Below are 24,738 nucleotides of genomic sequence, written 5' to 3'. Positions count from 1 at the left end.
CGGGCTTTTCCTCCAGGCCTCGCCTCCGGACCTCAGGCCCGGAGCGTGCCGTCGCCCTCGACGAGGTATTTGAAGCTCGTCAGCTGTTCGGCGCCGACCGGCCCGCGGGCATGAAGCTTGCCGGTCGCGATCCCGATCTCGGCCCCCATCCCGAATTCGCCGCCATCGGCGAACTGGGTCGAGGCATTGCGCATCAGGATCGCGCTGTCGAGCCGCTCGAAGAACCGCGCCGCCGCCGCATCGTCCTCGGTCAGGATGGCATCGGTATGGCCCGAGCCATAGGCGCGGATATGTTCGATCGCGCCGTCGATATTGCCCACCACCCTGGCGGCGATGTCCATGTCGAGATATTCCCGCCCCCAATCCTCGGCTGTGGCGGGCACCGTGCCCGGCAGACGGGCCAGCGACTTGTCGGCATGAACCCGCACCCCGGCCTTGACCAGCGCCGCGACCAGATCGGCGCCAAGCGTCGCGGCCACGTCCTTGTGGATCAGCAGGCATTCGGCAGCGCCGCAGATGCCGGTGCGCCGGGTCTTGGCGTTCAGCACCACCGACAGCGCCTTGGCCGGATCGGCGGCCTTGTCGACATAGATATGCACGATGCCCTCGAGATGGGCGAAGACCGGCACCCGCGCCTCGCGCTGGACGAGGCCGACAAGCCCCTTGCCGCCACGCGGCACGATCACGTCGATATATTGCGTGAGCGTCAGCATCTCGCTGACCGCCGCGCGGTCGCGGGTCGGCACGCGCAGGATCGCATCCTCGGGCAGCCGCGCCTTTGCAAGCCCCGCCACCAGGCATTCATGCAGCGCGCCCGAGGAATGGAAGCTTTCCGAGCCGCCGCGCAGGATCACCGCATTTCCGGCCTTGAGGCACAGCGCGCCCGCATCGGCGGTGACATTGGGACGGCTTTCATAGATCACGCCGATCACGCCCAGGGGCGTGCGCACCCGGCGGATATGCAGGCCCGAGGGCATGTCCCATTCCGCCATCACCTGTCCCACCGGGTCGGGCTGGGCGGCAACCGCACGCAGGCCCGCGGCGATGGCGTCGATCCGGGCCTCGTTCAGCATCAACCGGTCCAGCATCGCCGGGCTCAGCTCCTTGTCGCGGCCGTATTCCATGTCGGTCGCGTTCTCGGCAAGGATCTGCGGCTTGTGGCGCAGCACGGCATCGGCCGCCGCCTCCAGCGCCCGGCGCTTGGCCTCGGGCGCCGCGAAGGCCAGTTCGGCCGAGGCCGCCCGGGCACGGGCGCCGAGATCGGCCATGAGGGAATGGATTTCGGTGATGTCCTTCATATCGCCATGTCGTCCCTGTGAATGAGCGCCGCGCGTCCCGGATAGCCGAGGATCGCCTCGATGTCACCCGAGCGGCATCCCAGGATCAGCCGCGCCTCGGCAGAAGTATAGCGCGAAAGTCCGGCGCCAAGCCCCTCGCCCTGCGGCCCGAGGATCGCGACCGGCTCGCCGCGGCCGAAATCGCCGGTCACCTCGGTCACGCCCGCGGGCAGAAGCGACTTGCCGCGTTTCAGCGCCCCGGCCGCGCCCTCGTCGACCCGGACGAAGCCATGCGGCTTCATCGCGGCGATCCAGCCCTTGCGCGCGGCACGCGGATCGCCCTTGGGGCGGAACCAGGTACAGGCCGCGCCCTCTTCCAGCGCCTTCAGGGGCCGCATCCGCGAGCCCTCGGTGATCGCCAGCGCACAGCCCGCGCCGGTCGCGGTCCGGGCCGCCATCAGCTTGGTCTTCATGCCCCCCTTCGAGAGCCCCGATCCGGCATCGCCCGCCATCGCCTCGATCTCTGGGGTGATCTCCTCGATCAGATCGAAGCGATGCGCCTCGGGATCCTGCATCGGGTTCGCGGTATAGAACCCGTCGACATCCGACAGCAGCACCGCCACATCGGCCCCCACCGTCACCGCCACCTGCGCCGCCAGCCGGTCATTGTCGCCGAAGCGGATCTCGTCGGTGGCGATGGTGTCGTTCTCGTTGACGATGGGCACCGCGCCGAACCCCAGCAGCGTCTCCATCGTCGAGCGGGAGTTCAGATAGCGCCGCCGGTCCTCGGTATCCTCGAGCGTCACCAGCACCTGCGCGGTGGTGATCCCGTGGGGCTCCAGGCAATCCTCATAGGCGCGGGCCAGCCGGATCTGGCCGACCGCGGCGGCGGCCTGGCTCTGTTCGAGCGGCAAGGCGCCGAGCCCCAGCCCGAGAACGCCCCGCCCCAGCGCGATCGAGCCCGACGAGACCAGCACGACATCGGTGCCGCGCGCCTTCAGCATCGCCACATCCTCGGCCAGCCCCTTCAGCCAGTCCGCGCGCAGGCGGCCCGTGCTCCGGTCGACCAGAAGCGCCGAGCCGATCTTGACGACCAGCCGACGGGTCGCGATCAGGGACGCCACGCCTCGCCCTCCCCGCTGTCTTCGCGCTTCAGGCGCAGCCGGTCGTCGTCGATCCGGGCGCGCAGCGCGCGCAGTACCTCGGTCACGCCCTCGCGCGCAACGCCCGACATCAGCATCACCGGCCCGCCCGAGGCCTCTTCCAGCGCGGCGCGCTTCTCGGCGCGCTCGTCGTCATCGAGACTGTCGATCTTGTTCAGCACCGTCACCCGCGGCTTGTCGGCCAGATCGCCGCCGTAAAGCTCGAGCTCGGTCAGAACCGTCCTGCAATCGGCCGCGACATCCTCGGAGGTGCCGTCGATCAGATGCAGAAGCACCGCGCAGCGTTCGACATGGCCGAGGAAGCGGTCGCCGATACCGCGCCCCTCATGGGCGCCCTCGATCAGGCCGGGAATGTCGGCAATGACGAATTCGGCCCCGTCGACGCCGACCACGCCCAAATTGGGATGCAGCGTCGTGAACGGGTAATCGGCGATCTTCGGCCGGGCATTCGAGGTCGCGGCCAGGAAGGTCGACTTGCCGGCATTGGGCAGCCCCAGAAGCCCCGCATCGGCGATCAGCTTGAGCCGCAGCCAGAGCGTGCGCTCGACCCCTTCCTGCCCGGAATTGGCCCGGCGCGGCGCCTGGTTGGTCGAGGTCTTGAAATGCAGGTTGCCCCAGCCGCCATTGCCGCCCTGGGCCAGCAGAACGCGCTGGCCGAGCTCGGTCAGGTCCGCGACCACCGTCTCTTCGTCCTCCTCGAGGATCTCGGTGCCGACCGGCACCTTCAGCACCATGTCGCGGCCCGAGGCGCCCGATTTCTGGCGGCCCATGCCGCCCTGACCGTTCTGGGCGAAGAAATGCTGCTGGTAACGAAAGTCGATCAGGGTGTTCAGCCCCTCGACCGCCTCGACCCAGACATCGCCGCCGCGGCCGCCATCGCCGCCATCGGGGCCGCCGAACTCGACATATTTCTCGCGGCGGAAGCTGATACAGCCGTTCCCGCCGCTGCCCGAGCGGATATAGACCTTTGCGAGGTCAAGGAATTTCATGAAGAGCCTCGAATTTTGCGCGTATCAGGCGATAGTGGATATTGGGCGCGGGCTCAAGCCGCGCCAGCGACCGACCGGTGCCGCATCCGAGCCGCTCGAAGCCGAGCTTCCCGAGCACGCGGCCCGATCCGGGATTGTCAGCGAAATGATCGGCCGCCAGCACGTCGAGCCCGGGAAAGCGCGCGAAGACCGCCGCCAGAAAACCGCGCATCGCCTCGGTGGCATAACCCCGGCCCCAGACCGCGGGATCGAGAAAGTAGGCCAGCGAGACCGGCGCGCCGGCAATCCCCGCCACGCCCACCAGCCCCTCACTGCACTCGTCATTGCGCCCTTCGATGGCCAGCCGGAAGGCGGGCTCGCCCCGAAAGCACGAGCGCGCAACCCAGGTCGCGGCCTGCCGCCGGGTCCAGCGCACCGGAAGGCTGCACATCATCCGGGCCACGCGCGGATCCCGGCCGATCCGCATCAGCGCATCGAGATCCGCAGGCCGGAACGCCCGAAGGACAAGGCGCGGCGTCTCGACCCGAAATCCGTCCGCCGCCGCGCCCCACATCGCTCAGTCGAGCTTCTTGAGGTAGGTCCAGGTGGCCACCTTGGCCTCCCGCGCCACCGAATAGGCCTCGGCATCGCCGATATATTCGAAACCGGCATTGGTCAGCACCCTCGCCGATCCGGGATTGTCCTGGAACACCTCGGCAAAGACCGTCTTGGCCTTTTGCGGATTGGCCACCAGCAGCGCGCCCACCGCCTCGGAGGCGATGCCGGTATTCCAGAAGGCGGGCGCGACCCAGTAGCCGATCTCGGACTGATCGCGCTCCATCCGGTCGAGCGCGATCACGCCCAGAACTTCGGAAAGCCCCTGCTCGGCCCCGTCCATCACCCAGACATCCTCGCTGCGCTCGGGATCCTGCGCACGGTGGATGAAGGCCTCGGTGGCGCCCGGCGGCAGCGGATGCGGGATCGACCGGGTGAACCGGGCCACCCGGAGGTCGCTGGTGTAAAGCGACAGCAACCCTGCATCCGACCGGCGCACCGGACGCAGCACGAAGCGTTCGGCCGCGACCGCAGGCTGGGGAGGGATAAGGTCGAGTTTCATGGCTTTCCTCCTCCGAAAAGCACGAGGACCGCCGGGCCGCCAGCTGGCGCCCCGGTCTTCACTGCAGCGCCCGGACGGAGACGGGCGCGGCCGCCCGCAGGCGGGTTCCGGGACCAAGATGGCGACCGCCCCGGCGCGGTACAAGGCGCCCGTCCTTCCCCGCAGACCGTCGCAGGACCGTCCCGTCGGATGACGTTCCGGCTGCGGACCCTTCGGGGCGCCGAGAGGCGCCTGCCGTCATCTGTCCCTCCGGTTTTTCAAACGAAAACAGGGGAACGGCTTACGCCGATCCCCCAATTTTCGTCGCCCTGAGGTTTCGGCTTACTCGGCGGCCTCCGCCACCGGGAGAACCGAAATGAAGGTGCGCCCCTTGAGGCCCTTCTTGAAGGCCACGGCGCCTTCGCAGGTCGCGAAGATGGTATGGTCCTTGCCCATGCCCACGCCTTCGCCCGGCCAGAACTTGGTGCCGCGCTGACGGACGATGATATTGCCCGAAGCGACCGCCTGGCCGCCATAGATCTTCACGCCGAGACGGCGACCGGCGGAGTCGCGCCCGTTGCGCGAGGAGCCGCCTGCTTTCTTGTGTGCCATGTCGTCCTCTCCTCTCGCTTAGGCCTTGCCGGCCAGGTCCTTGGCAAGCGCCACCCAGCCATCGTTCACGATCTTGCCCTTCAGGCCGAGACGGCTATCCATCGCGGCCACCTGCTCATCGGTCCAGGCGGCAATCTGCGCAAAGCGGGTCACCCCGGCCTCGTGCAGTTTCTTTTCCATCGCCGGGCCGACACCGGGCAGCTTCTTCAGGTCGTCGCCGGCGGCCGGCGCGGCGGCTTCGGCAGCTTTCGGCGCCTTCGCCTTGGCAGCCTTGGGTTCGGCCGAGGCAGCCCCCGCAACAGACCCGGCCCCGATCGCGGCCTTGACGCCGGTCTCGGCACCGCCCGAGGCGAGGATCTCGGTCACGCGCAGAAGCGTCAGCTGCTGGCGGTGGCCCTTGGTGCGCTGCGAACCGTGCTTACGGCGGCGCTTGACGAAATGGATGACCTTGTCACCCTTGATCTGGTCGATCACGGTGGCCTGCACTGCGGCGCCATCGAGGGTCGGCGCACCGACCTGGCCGTCCAGCATCAGGATCTCGTTGAACTGAACCGTCTCACCGGCTTCGGCTGCAAGCTTCTCGACGCGCAGAACGTCACCGGACTGCACCTTGTACTGCTTGCCACCGGTCTTGAGGACCGCAAACATCGGCCATTTCCTTCTTACCGCCGCGTCCTTCGGCCCCGCCCCCTGGCGGCGTTCGCGCGCTGCTGCGCACCCCGGACAGCGTGCTCCCTTCGGAGCGTTGTCAATATGTCGTCTATCGCGAAAGGTCCGGATCACCGCGCGCGAGCGCAGTCCGGACCAGAGCCGTGCGTATCGGCGATTTCGCCCCTCAAGTCAAGCCCGCCCAGCGCCGGCGCCGCGAACCGCCCCGCCGCAGGCTGTCAGAGATCCTGCCCGGCGATGAACCGCGCCGCGGCCAGTCCCAGCTCATGCGAGATGCTCTGGAACACGGTTTCGACCGCCTCGAAAAGCGCATCGTTCAGATCCTGGCCGGGCCGGGTCTCGGACAGCCCGATATAGGCCTCCATCGTTGCGGCGTCGAGCGGTGCATAGGCCATCGTCAGATAGGAAAAGAGCCAGGTCCGGGTGTCCTCGCGAATCTCGGGTGCCTGGCGCCGGATATCGTCGAGGATCTGCGCCTCGGTCACCGGGTAGTCGAAGGCACGGCCATCGACGAGCCCCGTATAAAAGGCGTAATTGGCGTTCAGCGCGCCGGCGACATTGGCCTCGATCAGGCCATTGGCGGCAATGAAACGACCGACAAGCTCGAGCTTCGGATCGCCATCGGCCTGCATCTCCTCCAGCCGCTCGCGACTGGCCTTGTCGATCTCGGGATCGAGCATCGCCCGCCGGGCCGAGAGTTCCAGCGCAACGATCCGGGCGCCCCGGGGCGAGGTGAAGAAGGCAACCAGGGGCGCGATCTCGGCCTCGCCCAGGCGCCGGTCGAGCGCCTCGCGCATCTCGGCCTCGATTCGGCCGCCGTCATAGATGCGGTCTACCGTCGTCTCCCAGCGGGCCCCGCCGCGGCCGGGAAAGAGCTCGTCCTCGAGCCCCTCGCCATAGGCCAGCCCCTCCTCGCGCATGACCTCGACAAGCTCGGGCAAGGCCAGCGCCTCGACAAGCGCCTGCAGCGAGGCAGCCCCTGCCCCTTCGTCAGCCCGCGCCGCTCCCCCGGCAAGGACAACGATCAGAGCGATTGCAGCAACGAGGCGTGACATCGGCGGCTCCGTTTCATGGCGCTTCCAGAGCTATCGCGAAGCGGCCGGAAATCCAACAGCGCCGCAGATCCGGAATTAAGTTTCCTCCTCTGCATGAAAAACCGGTTGCACGTGGTCGCCGTTGCCACTACATGACCGCTCCACAAGGCCACGGGCGTGCGGAGAGGTGCCGGAGTGGTCGAACGGGGCGGTCTCGAAAACCGTTGACCCTTCACGGGGTCCCAGGGTTCGAATCCCTGTCTCTCCGCCACTTTACCCTATAAGATATTGATTTTATTGACATTTAGGCGCGCCGCAAGGCTGCGCCCCGCGTTGCGCCCATCATCCCCAAAATGCACCCCCGCGCCTCATGGATTTCGTCGCGGCGCAAACCAAGGTCGGCAGCCGTTGCCGGAACTGCGTTGCGGTCTTCAACGCAGTCTGGGCGACCGCCGCCGGACGAAACCTCGCCGCGCTCCTGCGCCGCGTCGGCGTCTATCTGTCCACCGTGGACAGATGCGTCAGCATGGCGAGAGGCTGCAAGACCCACTGCGCCAAATGGCGCTGCGCCTCCCTGACAACCGGACCTTGCGCCTCGGGAACGACCAGGGCGGGCAAGACCCCGAAGGCATTCGCAAATCGCTGCCCGCGCCGCCGTCAACATCGCATCGGGCATCATGCCGGAAAGGTTCGGGGTCACGTCCTGCGGCTTCCAATCCTGCGTCGGGACCGGCCCGCCTGCCGCCGAGACGTTGACGGATTCCCGCACCAGCACGCGCCCGCGCCGTCCCCGGAAGCCCGCCCCGAGGGTTTCAAGATCCACCTCTTGGCTTTCGGGGAAGGGCACCACCTGATAGCCCATCGGCGCGTTGCCATAGACCTCGGACAGGGCGGTTTCGATCTGGTGCAGCAGGCCCGCCGTCAGGCTGGATCGCCGCAACGGGGCCTATCGAAGCCCGCCCGACTGCGCATCGCTGAACGGGTCGCGGATCAGATCCACAGCACCCCAAAGGCCGACGAAGACGGGCGAGACGCCGCCCGCCGCAGTCGTCAGCAGAACCGAGGTCTCTTTCGGGGTGCCCGCGGGCGCCGCGAGCGCGTTGGTCGTCTGCCCGCGAATCCCCGACTGGGAGTTATCGCACTCGCTGAGAGAGGGATCCCACATGAGCAGACATCCCCGCCGTCACTTCACCGCCGAGTTCAAGGAACAGGCCGTCGCCCGCCCGTCGGAGCCCGGCCCACCCAGACCAGTGTCGCGCGGGAGCTCGGCGTGACGTCGTCACAGCTGAAAGGGTGGCGGCTCGAAATGGCCGCCGCTGGCTCGGCCGAGGCGATCCGTCGGCAACAGGCGCGGGCCGCGGAGCTGGCCCAACGTCGCAGATAGAACCGCCGCCTGAAGGAAGAGGTGGAGGTTATCCGTTGCCCTACCAGATTTGCACTCTGCGCTTGGGTCCCTAAAAGCCGCGGCCGTTCCGTACTCGGGTGGCATCGTGCTGTTCGATATATCGTGCTGTTCGATATGATGTGACCTGCCCCCATTGGTGGTCCGGTTTCAGTCTTCGTGCATGACGGGTCTCAGAGCTACCATCGTGGCGGCCGGCGAAGCGTTTCCGGAAGGCCCTGCGTGACCTCTGGACCTGGCGGCCGAGAGCCGGGCGACGCGTGAGGCTTCACCTGGCCGGTCTTCAATCAGCCGAATGCCTTACGTCAGCGGTAGCAGGTGACCTGCGTCACCCGACGCGACCGCACGGCCTCCGCCACCGGGCAAGCCCGCGATACCGGTACATAGACCTGCCGAAGCTTCGCGACGTTCTCCTCCGGCTTGTGTCTCTCTTGTCTCATTCCTCCTCCTCCATCCGGCTCGCAAGGCCACTTCAGAGAGGACCAGTTTTCCGGGGGTAGGCCACCTGCTCCCGACCGAACCGGGCGGGAACAGCGGCATTTGCCGGACATGGGCGATCGGCATGCGCATCGGTGAAAGGCTCCGGCTGAAAAGCCCGGCGGCCTCGTCCAGTCCCGCTTTTGCAGGAACAGACAATCCTGAGCATGATCTGATGCCGAGCGGCAGGTTCCTGCCGAAGACAACAGCCCCCTTTTCTGATGCGAAGTGAAGCCCCGCTCCCATCCCCTGTTTCGGGTTGCAGCCGGTTTCCGAGACCTGTCACAATGGACAGGATACATTCCGGCGCCAAGGGCATGCGGGGAGAAATATCGGGAGCAGGGCTGCAGCGGCGCTTGCCGTTCCGGTCCGGAGCGCCGCCGCTTTGCCTCTCCTCCCGCCACGCGACACCGGATCCGCAGCTCGCGCCGGGCAGCGCGCGGCCCCGGGCGCATCGACAGGGGCCGAAGCGGCGGGGATAGACGCGTCGGGAGCCGAACCGGCACGGCCCGCGCCCGGACAGACCTGCCGCAGAGGGGCGCACGGTCAGTCGCCTCGGCACCGGCGGCCCGCCGGCGCTAGAACAGGCCGTTTTCCTGCGCGAACAGCGCGGCCTGGGTGCGATTATTGACGTTGATCTTGCGGAAAAGCGATTTCAGGTAAAGCTTGACCGTGGGCTCGGTGACACCCAACTCGCGGGCGATCTCCTTGTTCGACATCCCCGCCCGAAGCCGCCGCAACACCTGAACCTCCCGGCTCAGAAGCTTTTCGGCCAGCGGGTTTGCCAGGCTCGCCTGGTCCTCGCCCATCAGGAAGTCGATCGGCGCATAGCGCTCGCCTTCGGCCATGAAGCGCACGGCACTCAGCAGCGACTTGGCCGAGAGCGTCTTCGGCAGAAACCCCGCCGCCCCGAGATTGAGCGCCTCGGCCGCCACATCGCGGGGTGCGATGCCCGACATCAGCGCCACACGGTTCGACCCGGCGACCCCGAGCGCGGCCTTCAACCCTTCGAGACCGTTCATGCCGCGCATGCTGTAATCCAGCAGAACGAGATCGTATTCCGTCTCTCCCTGCATCTTTTCCAGTGCGGACGGGTAGTCGCCGACGAAGTCTGCATCGACCCCGTCGGACTGTTGAAAATAAAGCTCCAGCGTATCCCGCAGAAGTTCGTGATCGTCGGCAACCAATACCTTTATCGTCATCGTTCCGTCTGTCTTCCTCCAATCGCAGCCACGGCCCCAGCGATAAGATCGGCCGAGGCAACCGGCTTGCCGAGGACACCGGAAAACAGATCGCGGCAGGCCGCTCCAGATCGCAGATGCCAGTCGGCCACGGCCGTGACCAGCAAGGTCGGCAGGCCCGGCGCATATCTGCGCACCGCGGCAGCCAGGTCAGCTCCGGTCAGCCTCGGCATATCGAAATCCGTCACCAGAAGATCCCAGTTCTCCGGATCGCTGCGGACGGCCTCCAGAATATCCTCTGGGTTGTTGCTTGCCGCCACCTCAGCGCCGGCAGTTTCAAGATAAGCCGACAGGATGCGCAAGGCATCTTGATCGCCATCGGCCAGCAATATCCTGCTGCCGGCCAGTCGACCGCAGGGCGGCCCTGCCGCACGCGTATCGTCCTGCGGCGCGGCGGAGGCCACAGGCCAGTACACGCTGAACCGGGTGCCGCAATCGCAGCGGCTCTGCAACCCGATGGCCCCGCCATTCTCGGTCACCGCGCCTTCGACGATCGACAGCCCCAGGCCGGTGCCCTGGTTGCCCTTGGTCGAGAAATAGGGCTCGAACAGGCGCCGGCGGACCGCCCAGTTGATGCCCGAGCCGTTATCGGTAACGCTTAGAAGGTAGTAGCGCCGGTCCGGCAAGAGCTGGCCGATCCGGAGCTTGCGGCGCAGGGCGCGCCCATGGGCCAGTTCGGCCGTCACGGAGATCTCGCCGCGGCAGGTCCCGAGGGTCCGGCGGCAGATCGCGTCGCGCGCGTTCAGGAGCAGGTTCAGGAACACCTGGATCACATCGGTCGGATCGGCAACCGCTGGCATCGGCTCGCGCGGCAAGCTGAGCGTGAGCCCGAGCCTGTCATGGGCCCCGGCCCGGACCAGGCTGACCGCCTCCTCGAGCGGACGGCGCAGGTCGATCAGGCCGGGACGGGGCGCGCGCTGCTCGAGCGAGGCGAGCCGGTTGACCAGCGCCCCGGCCTGCTCGCTGGCGGCAAGGATGCGCGCGATATTGCGCTCGGTATCGTCCCCGCCGCGCAACAGCAAAGCCGAGCCGGACACCGTCGCCAGAAGGTTGTTGAAGTCATGCATCAGCCCGGCCGTGACCTGGGCGATGACCTGACGGCGCTGCACCAGCTGCAGCTCTTCGCGCAGGCCCGCCTCATCCCGCACGCGCCGCCCGCACTCGGACCTGTCGCGGCAGATGCAGAGCTTGCAGCCATCGGCCTGCCGGACCACCGAAACTTCCTGGTCGACGTGTTCGCCATCGGCTCTGCGGGCGACCACCCGACCGCTCCAGATACCACGGCTCCGCAACGGCCCCGTCGATACCGCCCGGATGCGCGCGGCCTCCTCCTCGGAATGAAACTCCTGCCAGAGACGGGCCCGAACATCGACCCCGGCGCCGATCCCGAGCATCTCGCGAAAGCTCCGGTTCATGTAGAGATATGCGCCCGAGCTGTCGGTGATGGCAACGCCGTCGGCCGAGGCCTCCATCGCCGCGATCAGCTTCTCGCGGGTTCTCCGGGCCTCGCGCCGGAGCGCGGTGATATCGGTGCACAACACGACACAGCCGCCATCCGGGCTCGGCAATGCGCTCAGCCGCAGCCAGCTTCCATCGCGGAGCGCGCCCTCCAGAACCCGCCCCTCCTGATCCCGCCCCTCCCTCCGACCGGCGATCCAGCGGGCCCGCTGCGCCGGATCGCTCCGGGGCATGAGCCGAGCCAGCGCGCCCTCGAAGATCTCGCGAAAGCCCAGGCCCGGCACAACCGCGGTCCCGGCCATCGACAGAGCCTCGCGAAACCGGGCATTGCAGATCGCCAGACGGCCCTCGGCGTCGAAACAGGCAAAGCCGTCAGGCAAGGCCTCGGCGGCATTCGCCAGCCTCTCCCAGGCGGTATGGGCCACCACCCCCTCGCTGCGGGCAAGCCCGGCCTCGCCCGCCGGGTGCACGGCGATATCGGTCGCCGTCGAGACCGTGCCAAGACAGGTGCCTGCCGCATCGAAGAGCGGCATGATCGAGACCTCGAGGATGAGGACCTCGCCCGATCTGGTCCGGCACCTCATTTCGGCACGGGCCGGACGGCGCGCCAGACGCGCAGCGGTCAGCCGGGCGCAGTCGCCGGCCACCGGCATCTCGATCTGCAGAAGCTCTGCCGGAACAGAGCCCAGCGCGTCAAAAAAATCGAAGCCGGTGCAGCGCTCGAAGGCCGCATTCACCCAGGAGATGCGACCGGAGCCGTCGGCCATCACGACCGGAACGCTCATCGTCTCCATCGCCCGGGCGCAGATCTCGCCATGCCACCGGCCGGGCTCGGCCCCCGGGACCTCCTGCAGGATCAGGCCGAGACCGGCCGGGGCCCCGTCCGGCGCCGTATCGGCCCCTGCCCGCCCGAACGCCCTTGCCCGCATCTCGCGTATTCCGGCCCGGGTCGGCAAACGCAGCGGAAACGGGGCCGTCAGGCCCTCGATACGGCAGCGCTCGAGAGCCGAGCGCAGCCGGGTTGCCTCTTCGGGCGGCAGGAAATCCTCGGGCATCTTGCCGGCGAGCCCCTTCAGCCCGTCGGCCAGGGCGCGGTCGCGCCGACTGCAACAAGAGACCACGCGCCCGTCATCGTCGAAGGTCATCACCGTATCTACCGCAGATGCCGCGCGGCTCTCGGCCTCCGACAGAGGCGGCACCGCCGCCCCGGGCACGACCAGACCGTCACCGCCTAGACGGCTGCCGATCGCCTGGGCCAGGGCCGCCAGCGCCTCGGTCGGAACCGCCTCGGGCAGAAGGCGGCCCGCCGGGCCGGACAGCAGGAGCGCCCCGCCAAAGCGGGCATCGAAGCTGAACGGAACCGCCAGCACCGCACCGATCCCGGCCAGGGCGGCGGCATTGGCCGGAAAAAAAGCCGGGTCGCAATTCGCAAGATCATCGCAGACCAGAGGCGCCTCGGCGTGGAACGCGGCCCACCAGGCAACCGGAAGCGCCGCAGCCTCGATCCGGGCCGCGCCGGTGACGGGCCCCGGCTCCCGCTGCCAGATCATCTCGAGAAACAGCCAGCGCCCGTCGGAGCTCGGCCGCAACACTTCTGCCCGCGTCGCCCCGAGAACGGCGGTCAACTCGTTCAGCACCTCGGCCAGAACCGCACCGAAGCCGTCCTCCGGCACGCGCAGCATGGCACAGATGCGTTCCAGCGCCCATTGCATGGCCGTGCCGTCCGCAAGCCGGAACCGGTCGCGGGCCGTCTTCACTGCTCCAGATTGCGCCGCGATCTCCTCCGCGACCTCCGGGGGGGGGTACCGGGTGTCGGGATCGGAAGACGGCGCAGTATCCGAGGGACACATCGTTTGTCTCCCAGCGGTACGCTGCAAAATGTAAATCGCCGGACCTGAAGTGGTGGAAGACCGGCGGCGAGCCCTACCACTACATTGCCCGCCGTGGCGGCTCAATGATCCACGGAACTCACCACGCAAAGATAGACCGCTTTCGCGCCGGATTTCCGCCCGAAGCGGCGCAAGCGCCTCGCCAGAAAACGCCACCGCGTCCAAATGCCTTCTTCCCCAAGACGTTTCACCGCGAGGCCCGCGCCGAATCGTGAGCGCGTCCGGAGATCCCGGAAACCGGCGCCGAGCGGCGCTGGCCACCGGGCCTTTCCGTCCGGCAGAGAAAAGCGGTTGGGAGGGCATTTCTGTCGATACCTTGGCGGTCGCGAAAATCGGAAAGCGGATCGGCACTATCATGGGCACGAACCGACCGGCGGCCCCCCTTCCGCGCGCCCGGGAACTGCCCGATGGCCGACGGGATCAGAGCCGATTCGCTCTGCGGCGCCCGGGCAGGAAACCAACCGTCCCCCGGGATGGACAGTCCGGTATTCCATACCTCACCCGCGCAACGGAAGGCCCAGCGCCGGGCGCAACACGCACCGCCCGCTTGCGGAGGGCGTCACCGGCACAGCCTGCAAGGCGCGGGCCTGCCATCGCGGGACCGCTGGCCTCGTTCATCTTGTCATCCTCACTCTTTGCGCATCCGCAGCTTCGATTGCAGCGCCGCCGACAATCACATCCAGCAGAAGAGCCGGACGCAACGGAACATCGGGATAGCCGAGAAGCCCATCCGCTCGTTTGCGGCACCGGTCGGACCGGAGGGCGGCCGCGGAACCGAATTCGGGCCATCCCGCCGCCCTTCCGGGCTGCATGTGCCGTCGCGCGTCCCGTTCAGGACCCCGCATGCGCCAAGCGCATGTCCCCGTCAAGCGCCGTCATCGCAGCCGCCATCCCGTGCCACCGGGTAATGCCTCCCGGCGCAGCAATGGCGAGCCACCGGTTGCCCGGCCCGACCGCGTGAACGACGAAGGAGCCGCATGCCCGGCACCGGATCAGACCTGCCATTGAACGCCCGCTCCTGCGTACCGGGACGACGCTGCAGCCCGCACCTGACGTCGTGGCCGCGACGCGCCAATTCAAGATCGACCGCGTCCCGCACGCCCCGGACCCGGCGAGACCAGCCCGCCGGATCGAGGGCAATTGAGAGAGAGGTTCCCGGAAGTGGGATCTTCGGCGAAGCGCGTTCGGGCGCATGCCGGCGCAGGGCCTCAGCCCCTCCGGACCAAGCGCTGCAGACTGACGACATCCGGCGACTACGGCCCACAGAGGATCGCCCCGGCAACGGGACGCGCGCGGTCCCCGATCTGCGAAGGCGCAGGACCCGGTGCGGACGCCGTCACCGGCCGGGCCCGGCGCAGCAGGGAGCCGGTCAATCGGCCTGCCCCCGCACCTTCGGGAAAGCGCCGAAGCCGGACGAACCTTGCCCCAAGGCCCTGCAGATCAGCGAAGGCGATCCCCCTGAACGGGCAGTCCAGGGCAGGACGGGCCTGCCACTCGCTCTGCCAGGCTCTCGTCCTCCCGTCCATGACGGCGACGCTCTCTCAGCGCGTCGACGACCAGAAAGCCCGTCAGGCCGAGAACGAAGATCCCCCACATTGCCGTCAGCATCGCAAGCACCGCCATCAGCAGCGAGGACCCCAGCAGAAGCGCTGCGATCAGCGTCAACCATCCGGCGGGAACGCAGATGACCATCATCGCGAAGGCCGGGCCGGGCCGCTTGCCCTGATCCGTCACCCCCGCCTGCCCGGCAACCTCGATCCGGCCTGCCCCGCATTCCGTCCGCCCCAAGGCATACTGTTTCACCTTAAATACTCCCGCAACGAAACTACCGGACAAGCACCTTGGCCCGTCTCCCTCCGGGCATGGAATGCCAGGGCAAAAATGGGCGGGGCAGTAATGCCCCCTCAAAAGCTTCCTTAAATGGTCGGCCATAAGAATAACGAAATCAATTTGAAACAAGGGACCTAGCCTCACGCACCCCCGACTACCCGCAAGGACAGTTCCCTATCCGGACGCCCGTCCGTTCGTGACAGGTATTGTGTCTCTGAGGGTTTGCGATCCGACGCATGACGGGGTATCCGGGTTGTGTTGAGACCATCTTCGCCACCCACGAAGACTGCCGGGATTAGCTGTTACCCCCAACGCACCCTGGCATCGGACTTGACATTCGTCTCGGGGGGGTCAATTTCCGGCCCCCTCGGGACACCCATGGCAGGCTTTCCCCGACATATCGCTCCGCCTCTCCGTCATTTCGGAACTCTCACCGCCCGGAAGCGCTATCCTTTCGGATAGGCCCGTGCGCATCCGGATGATCGCCCTGAAAGTGCGGGTGGATCCGTCGCCCCCTTGAAGCCGTCAGGAATTCCGCCCCGAAAGACATAGGATTGCAAATCCGAACTCAGGAATTTGTCTGGAAAGTCAAAATCCACATGGACCGAGAATTGCGCCACGGTTTTTCACTGGACTATTTCCGGCCATAAAATACGGATAACGGTGCCCTGGCCGGGCGCGGTCTCGACCGTAATCCGGCCGCCAAGCTCGCGGATCAGGCAATCGAGAAACGCGATCCCGAGCCCGCTGCCGGCCGCACCCTTGCGGGTGAAATGCGGAAGAAACATCTTGCGCCGGGTCTCGGCATCCATGCCGATCCCGTCATCGGCGACGCAAAGCTCGTACCAGACCCGCTCCTCGGCGCTCGGCCCCTCGTCTTGGCGCCGCAGGCTCAGGCGAACCATCCCCTCCGGCGCCCGCCCGGACGTCTTCCGTGCCACCCCGTCGCAGGCATTGCGCAGAAGGTTCAGCACGATCCGCGAGACCTGCACCGGGTCGGCCAGAACCAGCGCCTCCTCCTGCGGCAGGTCGAGCTCGAAGCGTATCCCCTCGGGCCAGTCCACCCGCACAAGATCGGCCGCCGCGCGCAGCAGATGACCCAGATCGACCCAGCGCTTCCGGATCTCGTCGCGGCCGGCCGCGCGGAGCGCCTCCATCATCTCCAGGATCTGGCGGTCGGCTTCGAGAATGCGATGAAGATGCGCCGAGCGGCCGACTTCCCTGCCCAGCATCCGGGCGGATCCCTCGATCACGGCAACGAGATTGCCCATGTCATGAACGAAACTCTCGATCATCTGCGCCTGACGCTCGCCCCCCGGCCGAGAGCATCCCCCAGGCCCCTGATGGCTTGCGCCCTCGCCCACCGTCTTGCCTGCCGGGGCGCCGTCTTCGGGAGGCACCGCCCCGACCGCAAGCCACCGCGCGTCATGGCCCGCGGCCCCATCCCCGACGCCGACGGCAAGGCGCAGGCCCCTCGCCTTCAGGATCTCGCCCAGGCGCCGCGCGAGGCGGTGCAGATATCGCAACTCATCTGAATAGAGCATCCGGCCCGGCAGCCGGGTCTCGAGCATCAGGAACCCCAGATCGGCACCGCCGGCGGGCGCCGGGATCGGCAGCGACAAAAGCCGCACCGTCTCGCATTGCGCCGCCACCCGGACCGCACCGGGATCGATCCGGTCCGGTCGCCCCGGACGGCCCCGAGCCGCGGCGACGGCATCGGAGGCAAGGTCCAAAAGCACGTAGACCCGCAGCGCATCCACCAGTTCCCGCGCCTCGTCGAGCATCTCCCGCACCGCGCAATCGGAGGCGTCATCGGGAACCCGACGCAGATGCGCGAGATATTTCCGCAGATGGGGACGCATCCCGGCCTAACCGAGCCCGCTCGGGCATTCAGGCGCCGCGGCGCCGGCATTTTCCCTTTCGAAACGAATTCTGGACATCGGAGAGATCACATGGACGCTTTCGAAAGATCGGAATGCAGTTTCTGGCTCCAAACGGAAAATCGTGACAGTGCCATGGGCAATCGGCCTGTCCGGATCAGTATGCCCTCACCTTAAGGGCAGCCTCCTGTCCGGTCACGCCCCCGACCGGCGGGCCGGAGGGCGCCGAGGTATCCTGCATTACCCTTTCGATTAATCCAGCGATCAGAATATATCCTTTTGCTCCGCGCAAATGGATAGGCGCACGCCCGAACGTCCCGACTGCACCTTGCGGCCAGCACGTTCGCCCCCGTCCGGGTTTCAGTTGGGGCATCTGAGCGATTTCAATTTAGAACTTTTCTGAAAGGGTGCGAAGGACGGAATTTCGCACCTCTCGTCGCATTCCGCCGAGACCGGCATGCCCCGGCGAAAAGAAGGCGTCTCTGAATTGGCCCCCTGACGGACAGGCCGCCATTCCGGTTATTTTCGGTCAGCCTGTTCAGACCCGGCTCTCAATGCAACTGCATGAACGAAGCTTGCGGTCGGTCGGTATCGCGGCCCGGATGGCCGTGCCTGGTGTTGGCGCGCCCCGTGACGAATGCATGCACTCGCGCCTCTGTCCGGTCAGGGCACCGCGCCGGGCCATGATGGGGCGGCAGAGGCCGGGCATCATGTCAGCCTGCTCAAGAGGCATGCGCCGCAAATCCTCTGCCCCGGGCGAGCCCGCCGCCCTCTGTCGCATCAGGTGGTGAGGCTCGACACACAGGCACTGACGGGCCTGCCGTGGTCCCAGACGGGCAGGCAGGGTTCCGCCCCCCCTCTCCTATGTCCGGCCACCTTACCCGACAGGTATCTTGCGCGGCCCGCTGGGGCGGGTCTAAGTTTTCCCGATGAGCAGATTCGCACCGTTCGCGTCTACCTCACCCGGTGCATCCGCACAGTCATGCCCATATGGACCCCGCCCCGCAACAAAGGCCGTCGCGCCGTGGGAAAGGGTCGACCGTTTGCCACGGCACGCAATGGAACCGACATCCGAAGATCAGCCCCGGACCTGCCCGGACACCGCGCCCGAGCGCGCGTTCCTTGAAGGCATCGCGGCGGTTCTCGGCTGTGATCGGGTGGCATTGCTTTGCCCCGATCCAGCCGCCGGTGGCCGATTACGGGTGACGGCCTCCACCCCGACCGGCCTTGAAGGCCGAAGCTTTCCCGCCGAATGGGGCCTGCTCGGCCCATGGCGACAGGACGACCTGCAACAGAGCAGCGGATCGACCGGGACCGCCCCCCTCCTGCCCGACATCTCCAGCCTGGTGCTGGTCCGGCCCTGCCCGTCGGGATCCCGCGACATCGCGCTGCTTGGCATCGACCCTCGACCGGGCCTCTTCACCGACGCACAGATCCCGTTTCTCGAGCACACCGCCCGGGCCCTGGCCCACACCCTGCCCGCCCACCCCGATGCACGCGGGACCCTGCCCCGGGCCAGACCCGGCGTGCGCCCGGACATGCCTACCGACACGGCGCCCGCCCCGGCCAGAGAGGGCCGCGCGCCCGGTCAGAAGACCGGCCGCCCGCCCGACGGCGCGGAGCGGGCCGCAACCGAAAGCGGCGAAAGCGCCACGGCCGGCATCGTCGCAGCGATCGGCCGCCAGTTCGACGCCGCGCGCTGCGTGCTCTGGCAGCACTGCGACGGCACATTCCGCCCGGTCCTGGTCTGGTCTTCGCCCGACAGGCCGCCCGGCGCAGCGCAGATCCCGACAGACACCGACGCGGAGACCGCGTCCATTCTCGCCCGGCGGATCGCGGACTTCGCGGCGATGCAACCCATCGCACTCGGGAAGCAGACGGCCCTGGGGCGGCTCGGGATCGGGGCCAGGCTGATGCTGCCCTTCCGCGACGGCACAGAGCTTGGAGGGGTGCTCTGCATCGACCGCGCAACCGGGCAGCGGCCCTTCGACCGCCGCGACATCGCCACGCTTTCCTGCCTGACCGGCGCGGCCGGGCTGCTGCACCAGCAGGAAACCCGCCGCCTGGCCGAGGCGGAACGCAGCCTGCTCGAAGCCGAGCGCAACCGGATGCGGGCGGTATTCGAGCTTCTGCCCGACACCGTGATCGAGCTCGATGCAGACCGGCGCTACACCCATATCCATTCGCATAGCCGCGGTTCGGCCCGTGACCGCATCGACGGCCTGATCAGCTTCCGGCCCGAGGAATGCCTGGCCCCGGCCACCGCCGAGGCGATCCACGCGCTGCTCGACCGTGCCGAGGCCGCGGGCTTCGCGGTCCTGCCGGAAATGGTTCACCGCCCGGCCCCGGCCGCCGAACCGGAAATCTACAGCCTCTCGGCCATGGTCCATGCGCCTTCCCCCGAGCCTGCCCGCTACGGCTATGTACTGGTCATCAGGGACGTGACCGCCGAAAGCACACAGCGCCGCGAACGCAACCGGCTCGGCCGGATCGTCGAGCACATGAGCAGGGAGGTGTTCCTGACCGACAGGTCGCACCGACTGACCTGGGCCAACCGCGCGACCGAGGACCGCGTCGGACAGCCTGCGGCCGGGCTGCTCGGGCTTTCGCCGCAGCAGGCCTTCGAGGCCCTCTGGGCCGATGCCGCGGGCCTCGGGCGGATCTGCGAGCGGCTGTCTTCAGAAGGCGGGTTCGCGGGCGAAACGGGGTTTCTCGACCAGGGCGGCAACAGGGTCTGGTTCGATATCGCGGTGATGCCGCTCTGCGACGCCACCGGCGGTCTCGAGGGCTGGATGTGGCTCCTGTCCGACATCACCGAACGCCACCGCGACAAGGACCGCCTGGCGCTGATCGCGCAAAAGGCACGCGAGGCCGAAGAGCGCGTGGTGCAGGCCATCGAGACCTTGCCCGACGCCTTCGCCTTCTTCGACAGCGAGGATCGGCTGATCCTGTTCAACGAGCGCTACCGGCAGGATTACCCGCGCAGCGCGCCCGCGATCGAGGTCGGCCAGACCTTCGAGGCCATCCTGCGTTACGGGCTCGCGCATGGCGAATTCCCGATCGCCCTACAGAGCGGCGAGGCAATGCTGGCCGAACGGTTGTCCCGCCACCGCCGCCCCTATGACGAAAGCGAACAGCAGCTGGCCGACGGGCGCTGGCTGCGGGTGATCGAGCGCCGCACCCCCGATGGTGGCCATATCGAGCTGTGCAGCGACATCACCGAACTCAAGCAGCTCGCACAACGCGCCCAGGCCGACTGGCTGGCGGCCATGGACGGCTCGCGCGACGGCATCGCCATCGCCGGGCCGGACGGAGGCTTCCTCTACATGAACCCCGCCCATCGCGACATGTTCTGGCTCGACGCCACCGATGGACGCGACGAGCGGAGCTGGATCGAGCTTTACAGCGGCGAGGCGCCCGAGCGGATGAACGCAACGGTGCTGCCCGCGCTCGAGGCCCAGGGCCACTGGAGCGGCGAGGTCTGGCACCGGTGTCCCGATGGCAGCCGTGCGCTGCACGAGCTTTCGCTGACCCGGCGCCATGCGGGCGGCATCCTCTGCATCGCGCGCGATCTCTCCGAACGGGTCCGCGCCAACCGCGAGCTTGCGCGGCTTCGCGACGATCTGCAGGTGGCGCGCCAGCGCGAGTTGATCGGACATCTCTCGATCGGGCTCGCCCATGACTTCAACAACCTTCTGGCCGCGATCTCGGGCTCGGCCAGCCTGATCGCCGACAGCGGCATCGTCGAAGCCAATGTCCGGCGCATCCAGCTCGCGGTCGGGCAGGCCAGCGGATTGCTCAGGCGGCTTGCCGATTTCGGCATGCGCCCGCCGCTGCGTGAACGGCTCGACATACGCGTGCCGGTGCGCGCGGCGGCCGATCTGCTGCTGGCCGATGGCAGCGGCGCGGTCGAGCTTCAACTCGACCTGCCGGTCCAGCCGGTGATGGTCGACGCGGTCCAGACCGACATCATGCAAGTCGCGCTGAACCTGCTGATCGGCGCCCGCGACTCGATCCTGTCCGAACAGCATCCGGACGGGCGCGGCCGGATCCGGATCGGGCTTTGCATCGCCACCGCCGCAGAGCTGAAACGCCCGCTCGCCTTCGGCAGCCTCGATCCGGCCCGCGCCTATTGCCTGCTCGAGGTCGAGAATGACGGCCCCGGCCTTGACGCCGCCGCCCGCAATAGCGTCTTCGCCAAATGCATCTTCAGCCGGAGCACGGTCGATTGCGGACTCGGACTGGCCATCGTTCCCAGCATTGTCGGCAAGAATGGCGGTGCCATCTCCCTGGCCGACGGCCGCGGCCCGGGCGCGTGTTTTTCGGTGTTCTGGCCGCTCGAATCGTACCGGGACGCCCCCCTGACAGCGCCGCGCGCGCCCCGGCCCCGACAACTGAGCGGACGGCTCGACGGCCATATGGTCCTGGTGATCGACGACAATCCCGACGTCTTGCGGGTGATCTCGGGCATTCTCGAGACTGCGGGGGCCGAGGTCGCGACCTGTACCATGGCCGAGGACGCGCTGGAGGCGGTCTGCGAAGATCCCCGGCACTGGGACCTGCTGGTCACGGATTACGCGATGCCCGCGATGAGTGGCGCGCAGCTGGCACAGGAAGTGCATGCGCATGTCCCGGATCTTCCGGTTTTGCTGATGACCGCCCATACCGACTGGCGCGGACATGGCGAGGGCCATAGCAGAGACGAATTCGCCGCCATCCTCGGCAAGCCGATCTCGAGCGCCGATCTTCTGGCCGCGGCCGAGGCCGCCATTCTCGACCGCTGAACCACGGCCCGGCGGCGACCTGGCTGTATCCACCGATCCGAAACGGCGCGACCGGTCGGCATTTTCGCAGGCCCGCCTGATACGGGACAGCCTGCCATGCCCGGAAGAAACGAGATCTATCCGATTGGTATCATGAAAACCCATCTTCATCCGCATGGAAGTCCCCGGGCGAGACCGCTCGTCCTTCCTGCAGGCGGACATATCCGACCGTGGCCAGAACGGCTCTCCCTTCGCGCACTGCCTTTCGGTCGCAGCCCCCCGGAGAGGCAGGATGCGCCTCTCGTCCCACGACGGCCCGGCGCCGGGTTCGGCAGGGAGGAAAGACAAGACGCCGCGCCGAAACCTTTCCGACCCGGAGACCGGGTCCAAACCGCAGTCACAGCGCAATAGCAGCGCAATCGCCTCGCAAGACGCGTTCGATACGAGCGCTTTTCAGGTGTCGGCCCCCAGGCCAAGCGACAGGGTGTCGTCTCGTTTGGCACTCCGGGCGGCGACCGGGGGCGCGTGGCGCGATGCCCGGACCGGCGCTGCAGGGCTTCTGCCATCCGGTGCCCGGGCGGTGGTGTCGGACAGGGCGATGCGGTCGGCGCCCGGCCTTCCGAACTCGCCGTCGTAGTTCCCCGGGCAGATCCCGGCCGAGCGTATCCAAGCATATTGCGAGACGTTGCGGCCGCCCGGCCGGATGCGTGTTCTGCCCTATCTCCCGGATGAGAGGAGGCCCCGTAACGACGCCGGGATCCGCGCTGTTGTCGTCGGGCGTGCTGCTGGGGCTCTTGCCAGGGCGGTGCCGGAGGACGCGGCCTTCGCGCCGCGCGACACTGCTCCGGCGCTGAGAGAGGGCGGTGCTGCGCCCGCGTATTTGAGAGCGATCCGCGGCGGCCTGTCCTCGCGTCTCTGGCTGCGGAGGAGCACGACGGTGCCGGGCATACGGTTTTCGGTGCCCAAGGGGGCAAGGGGGGCGAGCTTGCGACAGCCCGTGGCTCGGCCGCGGGTCGCGACCGGCGAGTTGTTCAAGGTGGAGAGAACCCCGCCTGCCATCGCCATGACCGTCGTCCCCGGCAAGATCCGCGCCCCTGCCTTCGAGGCCACCTGCCCGGGACTTCGGACGATCGGGGAACCGCGGCTCGGCCCCTGCGGGTGTGCGCCGCTCGGAAGCTGTGCGGGACATCCGCCGGGGCTGACCGTGCATGCCCGCCTCGTGAAAGGCCGGGACCTCGGCGCGAGCCACCCCGGGGGGTGCCACAGCATCGCGCCCTGGCCCGGGCTTGCCCGCACGCGCTCTAACAGGCTGCTGAAAAAGCAATTTGACGCCGGGATCCTCGTCGACTGAGTTGATCCCCGACGCGATCAAGATCCTTCAGGGCGATGCGAGAGCCAGAAAGCGCGGTATTCAGTTCCCGGGCCGCTCAGCCTGAGACTTTTCAGCCGGCTGCTAAGGGACGGAGGACAGGCCCTGCCCAAGAACCGGGGCAGCGGCCCGTCTTCTATTCCCGTCTTCGCCTCGCCTGCCGGAGCAGTCCCTTTTCCCGCTGCGGCGCAGCTCCCGGGCCGGGGCTTTCGGGCCATCGCGTTTGCAGGCCCGCGCCAGGGCCGACCCTGGCGTCAAGACCGCCCCAGCCGGACCCGGTTTGGCAAGCCGGGCGCGCGCCCTGTCAGCCGATCCGGGGACCGAGCGCGGCGATGATGCCGCGCAGCTCGGCCAGCCCCTTCAGCCGCCCGATGGCCGGATAGCCGGGCTGGCCATCGCGCCCCAGATCGTCGAGGATGTCCTGGCCGTGATCGGGCCGGAACGGGATCGACCAGTCGGCCCGGCCCGCAGCCCGGCGCCGGGCCTCCTCGCGGAGCGCGGCCTCGACCAGCGCCACCATGTCGGTATTTCCGCCCAGATGCTCGGCCTCGTGGAACGAGCCGAAGACGGCATCGGTCTCGCGTTTGACATTGCGCAGATGCAGGAAATGCACCTTGTCGCCGAGCCGTTCCATCATCCCGGGCAGGTCATTGTCGGACCGCGCGCCGAGCGAGCCCGAGCAGAGCGTGACGCCATTGGCCGGGCTGTCGACCGCCGACAGCACCTCGGTGTAATGGGCCTCGGTCGACATGATCCGCGGCAGCCCCAGCAGCGGCACCGGCGGATCGTCGGGATGACAGCAGAAGCGCAGGCCCAGCTCCTCGGCCAAGGGCACGATCTCGGACAGGAAATCGATCAGGTGGCCGCGCAGCGTGGCCTCCGACATGTCGGCATATTCGGCCAGATGCGCGCGCACATCCTCAAGCGTGAAATTCTCGGCCGCCCCCGGCAGACCGAACACGACATTGCGCGCCAGCGCGTCCTGCGTCGCCTCGGACATCCCGGCGAACCGCGCCCGGGCGGCCTCGCGCAGATCGTCGTCATAGGCATCGGCGGCACCGGGACGAGCGAGGATGAAGAGATCGAAGGCGACGAAATCCGTCAGATCGAAGCGCATGCAGGTCGCGCCCGAGGGCAGCTTCCAGGCCAGATCGGTGCGGGTCCAGTCGAGCACGGGCATGAAATTGTAGCAGATCACCTCGATGCCGGCGGCAGCCAGGCTGCGCATGCTCTCGCGATAGGCGTCGAGATGGGCGCGCCAGTCGCCCTGCTGCTTCTTGATGTCCTCGGATACGGGCAGGCTTTCCACCACGTCCCAGCTCAGGCCCGAGGCGCTGCCATCCGCCATGCTGCCGATCTGGGCCTTGCGGCGGGCGATCTCTTCGGGGGTCCAGACCGCACCTGTCGGCACGTGATGCAGCGCCGAGACGATGCCCTCGGCCCCCGCCTGCCGGACGTCGTCGATCGAAACCAGGTCGCTGGGACCGAACCACCGCCATGTCTGCCGCATTGCATTGCCTTTCCGAGTCGCGTTTCCACTCCGGTGTAACAGCCAGAACGATTGCTGACTAGTATGGCAGTATGGTAGTTCTAAACATGAGGGAGGCGAA

Annotated in this window: 15 protein-coding genes, 1 tRNA gene and 1 pseudogene; 2 read left to right on the top strand and 15 right to left on the bottom strand. The window is 67.8% G+C overall.

The annotated features are described in order from the left end of the window. Window positions 1–32: 32 nt before the first annotated feature. The 8 genes from B5V46_RS06990 to B5V46_RS06955 form a co-directional block, all read right to left on the bottom strand. On the bottom strand, window positions 33–1,298 hold the full coding sequence (locus B5V46_RS06990; protein ID WP_080615930.1) for a glutamate-5-semialdehyde dehydrogenase: 1,266 nt from the start codon (window positions 1,296–1,298) through the stop codon (window positions 33–35). Then, window positions 1,295–2,401, bottom strand: coding sequence for a glutamate 5-kinase (proB, locus tag B5V46_RS06985; RefSeq protein ID WP_080615929.1), 1,107 nt, complete (start codon window positions 2,399–2,401; stop codon window positions 1,295–1,297). The genes B5V46_RS06990 and proB overlap by 4 nt, the downstream gene beginning before the upstream one ends. After that, window positions 2,389–3,429 (bottom strand): GTPase ObgE, encoded by a 1,041-nt coding sequence (gene obgE / locus B5V46_RS06980; RefSeq protein WP_080615928.1) that lies wholly within the window; start codon window positions 3,427–3,429, stop codon window positions 2,389–2,391. The genes proB and obgE overlap by 13 nt, the downstream gene beginning before the upstream one ends. Then, entirely contained in the window at window positions 3,416–3,982 is a 567-nt protein-coding gene (locus tag B5V46_RS06975) for a GNAT family N-acetyltransferase (RefSeq protein WP_080615927.1), read from the bottom strand. Before B5V46_RS06975 ends, obgE begins: the two co-directional genes overlap by 14 nt. A 3-nt stretch (window positions 3,983–3,985) precedes the next feature. Beyond that, window positions 3,986–4,525 (bottom strand): GNAT family N-acetyltransferase, encoded by a 540-nt coding sequence (locus B5V46_RS06970; protein WP_080615926.1) that lies wholly within the window; start codon window positions 4,523–4,525, stop codon window positions 3,986–3,988. A 321-nt stretch (window positions 4,526–4,846) separates the two neighbouring features. After that, on the bottom strand, window positions 4,847–5,116 hold the full coding sequence (gene rpmA, locus B5V46_RS06965) for a 50S ribosomal protein L27 (RefSeq protein WP_080615925.1): 270 nt from the start codon (window positions 5,114–5,116) through the stop codon (window positions 4,847–4,849). 18 nt (window positions 5,117–5,134) lie between these two features. Then, on the bottom strand, window positions 5,135–5,764 hold the full coding sequence (locus B5V46_RS06960) for a 50S ribosomal protein L21 (protein WP_080615924.1): 630 nt from the start codon (window positions 5,762–5,764) through the stop codon (window positions 5,135–5,137). 239 nt (window positions 5,765–6,003) lie between these two features. Next, entirely contained in the window at window positions 6,004–6,840 is an 837-nt protein-coding gene (locus B5V46_RS06955) for a DUF2059 domain-containing protein (RefSeq protein WP_080615923.1), read from the bottom strand. Between the two features lie 160 nt (window positions 6,841–7,000). Here B5V46_RS06955 and B5V46_RS06950 point away from each other — a divergent pair. Beyond that, window positions 7,001–7,090 (top strand) — tRNA-Ser (locus tag B5V46_RS06950). A 33-nt stretch (window positions 7,091–7,123) separates the two neighbouring features. Here the strand turns inward: B5V46_RS06950 and B5V46_RS19680 are convergent. From B5V46_RS19680 to B5V46_RS06925, 6 genes and pseudogenes are all read right to left on the bottom strand, one after another. Beyond that, window positions 7,124–7,759 (bottom strand): hypothetical protein, encoded by a 636-nt coding sequence (locus B5V46_RS19680; protein WP_155773974.1) that lies wholly within the window; start codon window positions 7,757–7,759, stop codon window positions 7,124–7,126. Between the two features lie 770 nt (window positions 7,760–8,529). Further along, window positions 8,530–8,661 (bottom strand): annotated as a pseudogene (locus B5V46_RS20465) (IS3 family transposase); the annotation flags it as partial. Window positions 8,662–9,276: 615 nt separating this feature from the next. Then, window positions 9,277–9,900, bottom strand: a complete 624-nt coding sequence (locus B5V46_RS06940; RefSeq protein ID WP_369822820.1) for a LuxR C-terminal-related transcriptional regulator — start codon at window positions 9,898–9,900, stop codon at window positions 9,277–9,279. Further along, window positions 9,897–13,154: a PAS domain-containing protein gene (locus tag B5V46_RS06935; RefSeq protein ID WP_080615921.1), complete on the bottom strand. Its 3,258-nt coding sequence runs from the start codon at window positions 13,152–13,154 to the stop codon at window positions 9,897–9,899. Before B5V46_RS06935 ends, B5V46_RS06940 begins: the two co-directional genes overlap by 4 nt. Before the next feature lie 1,572 nt (window positions 13,155–14,726). Beyond that, window positions 14,727–15,089: a hypothetical protein gene (locus B5V46_RS06930; RefSeq protein ID WP_080615920.1), complete on the bottom strand. Its 363-nt coding sequence runs from the start codon at window positions 15,087–15,089 to the stop codon at window positions 14,727–14,729. A 653-nt stretch (window positions 15,090–15,742) separates the two neighbouring features. After that, window positions 15,743–16,978, bottom strand: coding sequence for an ATP-binding protein (locus B5V46_RS06925; protein ID WP_080615919.1), 1,236 nt, complete (start codon window positions 16,976–16,978; stop codon window positions 15,743–15,745). A 1,076-nt stretch (window positions 16,979–18,054) separates the two neighbouring features. Between B5V46_RS06925 and B5V46_RS06920 the strand changes: the two genes are divergently transcribed. Continuing rightward, window positions 18,055–21,780, top strand: coding sequence for a PAS domain-containing protein (locus B5V46_RS06920; RefSeq protein ID WP_196774367.1), 3,726 nt, complete (start codon window positions 18,055–18,057; stop codon window positions 21,778–21,780). Window positions 21,781–23,432: 1,652 nt separating this feature from the next. Here the strand turns inward: B5V46_RS06920 and uxuA are convergent. Continuing rightward, window positions 23,433–24,638 (bottom strand): mannonate dehydratase, encoded by a 1,206-nt coding sequence (gene uxuA, locus B5V46_RS06910; RefSeq protein ID WP_080615916.1) that lies wholly within the window; start codon window positions 24,636–24,638, stop codon window positions 23,433–23,435. Window positions 24,639–24,738 lie beyond the last annotated feature (100 nt).

Origin of the sequence: Rhodovulum sp. MB263 (genome assembly GCF_002073975.1) — a bacterium.
Taxonomy (GTDB): Bacteria; Pseudomonadota; Alphaproteobacteria; order Rhodobacterales; family Rhodobacteraceae; genus Rhodovulum.
The sequence above is the reverse complement of the archived record's forward strand: the minus strand, read 5'-3'. Positions and strand labels throughout refer to the sequence as shown.

Coding starts and splice junctions, on each gene's coding strand:
- rpmA (WP_080615925.1), bottom strand. CDS start 5,116: ATGGCACACAAGAAAGCAGGCGGCTCCTCGCGCAACGGGCGCGACTCC.
- B5V46_RS06925 (WP_080615919.1), bottom strand. CDS start 16,978: ATGCGTCCCCATCTGCGGAAATATCTCGCGCATCTGCGTCGGGTTCCC.
- B5V46_RS06955 (WP_080615923.1), bottom strand. CDS start 6,840: ATGTCACGCCTCGTTGCTGCAATCGCTCTGATCGTTGTCCTTGCCGGG.
- uxuA (WP_080615916.1), bottom strand. CDS start 24,638: ATGCGGCAGACATGGCGGTGGTTCGGTCCCAGCGACCTGGTTTCGATC.
- B5V46_RS06975 (WP_080615927.1), bottom strand. CDS start 3,982: ATGTGGGGCGCGGCGGCGGACGGATTTCGGGTCGAGACGCCGCGCCTT.
- B5V46_RS06940 (WP_369822820.1), bottom strand. CDS start 9,900: ATGACGATAAAGGTATTGGTTGCCGACGATCACGAACTTCTGCGGGAT.
- B5V46_RS06990 (WP_080615930.1), bottom strand. CDS start 1,298: ATGAAGGACATCACCGAAATCCATTCCCTCATGGCCGATCTCGGCGCC.
- B5V46_RS06970 (WP_080615926.1), bottom strand. CDS start 4,525: ATGAAACTCGACCTTATCCCTCCCCAGCCTGCGGTCGCGGCCGAACGC.
- B5V46_RS06920 (WP_196774367.1), top strand. CDS start 18,055: ATGGAACCGACATCCGAAGATCAGCCCCGGACCTGCCCGGACACCGCG.
- B5V46_RS06960 (WP_080615924.1), bottom strand. CDS start 5,764: ATGTTTGCGGTCCTCAAGACCGGTGGCAAGCAGTACAAGGTGCAGTCC.
- obgE (WP_080615928.1), bottom strand. CDS start 3,429: ATGAAATTCCTTGACCTCGCAAAGGTCTATATCCGCTCGGGCAGCGGC.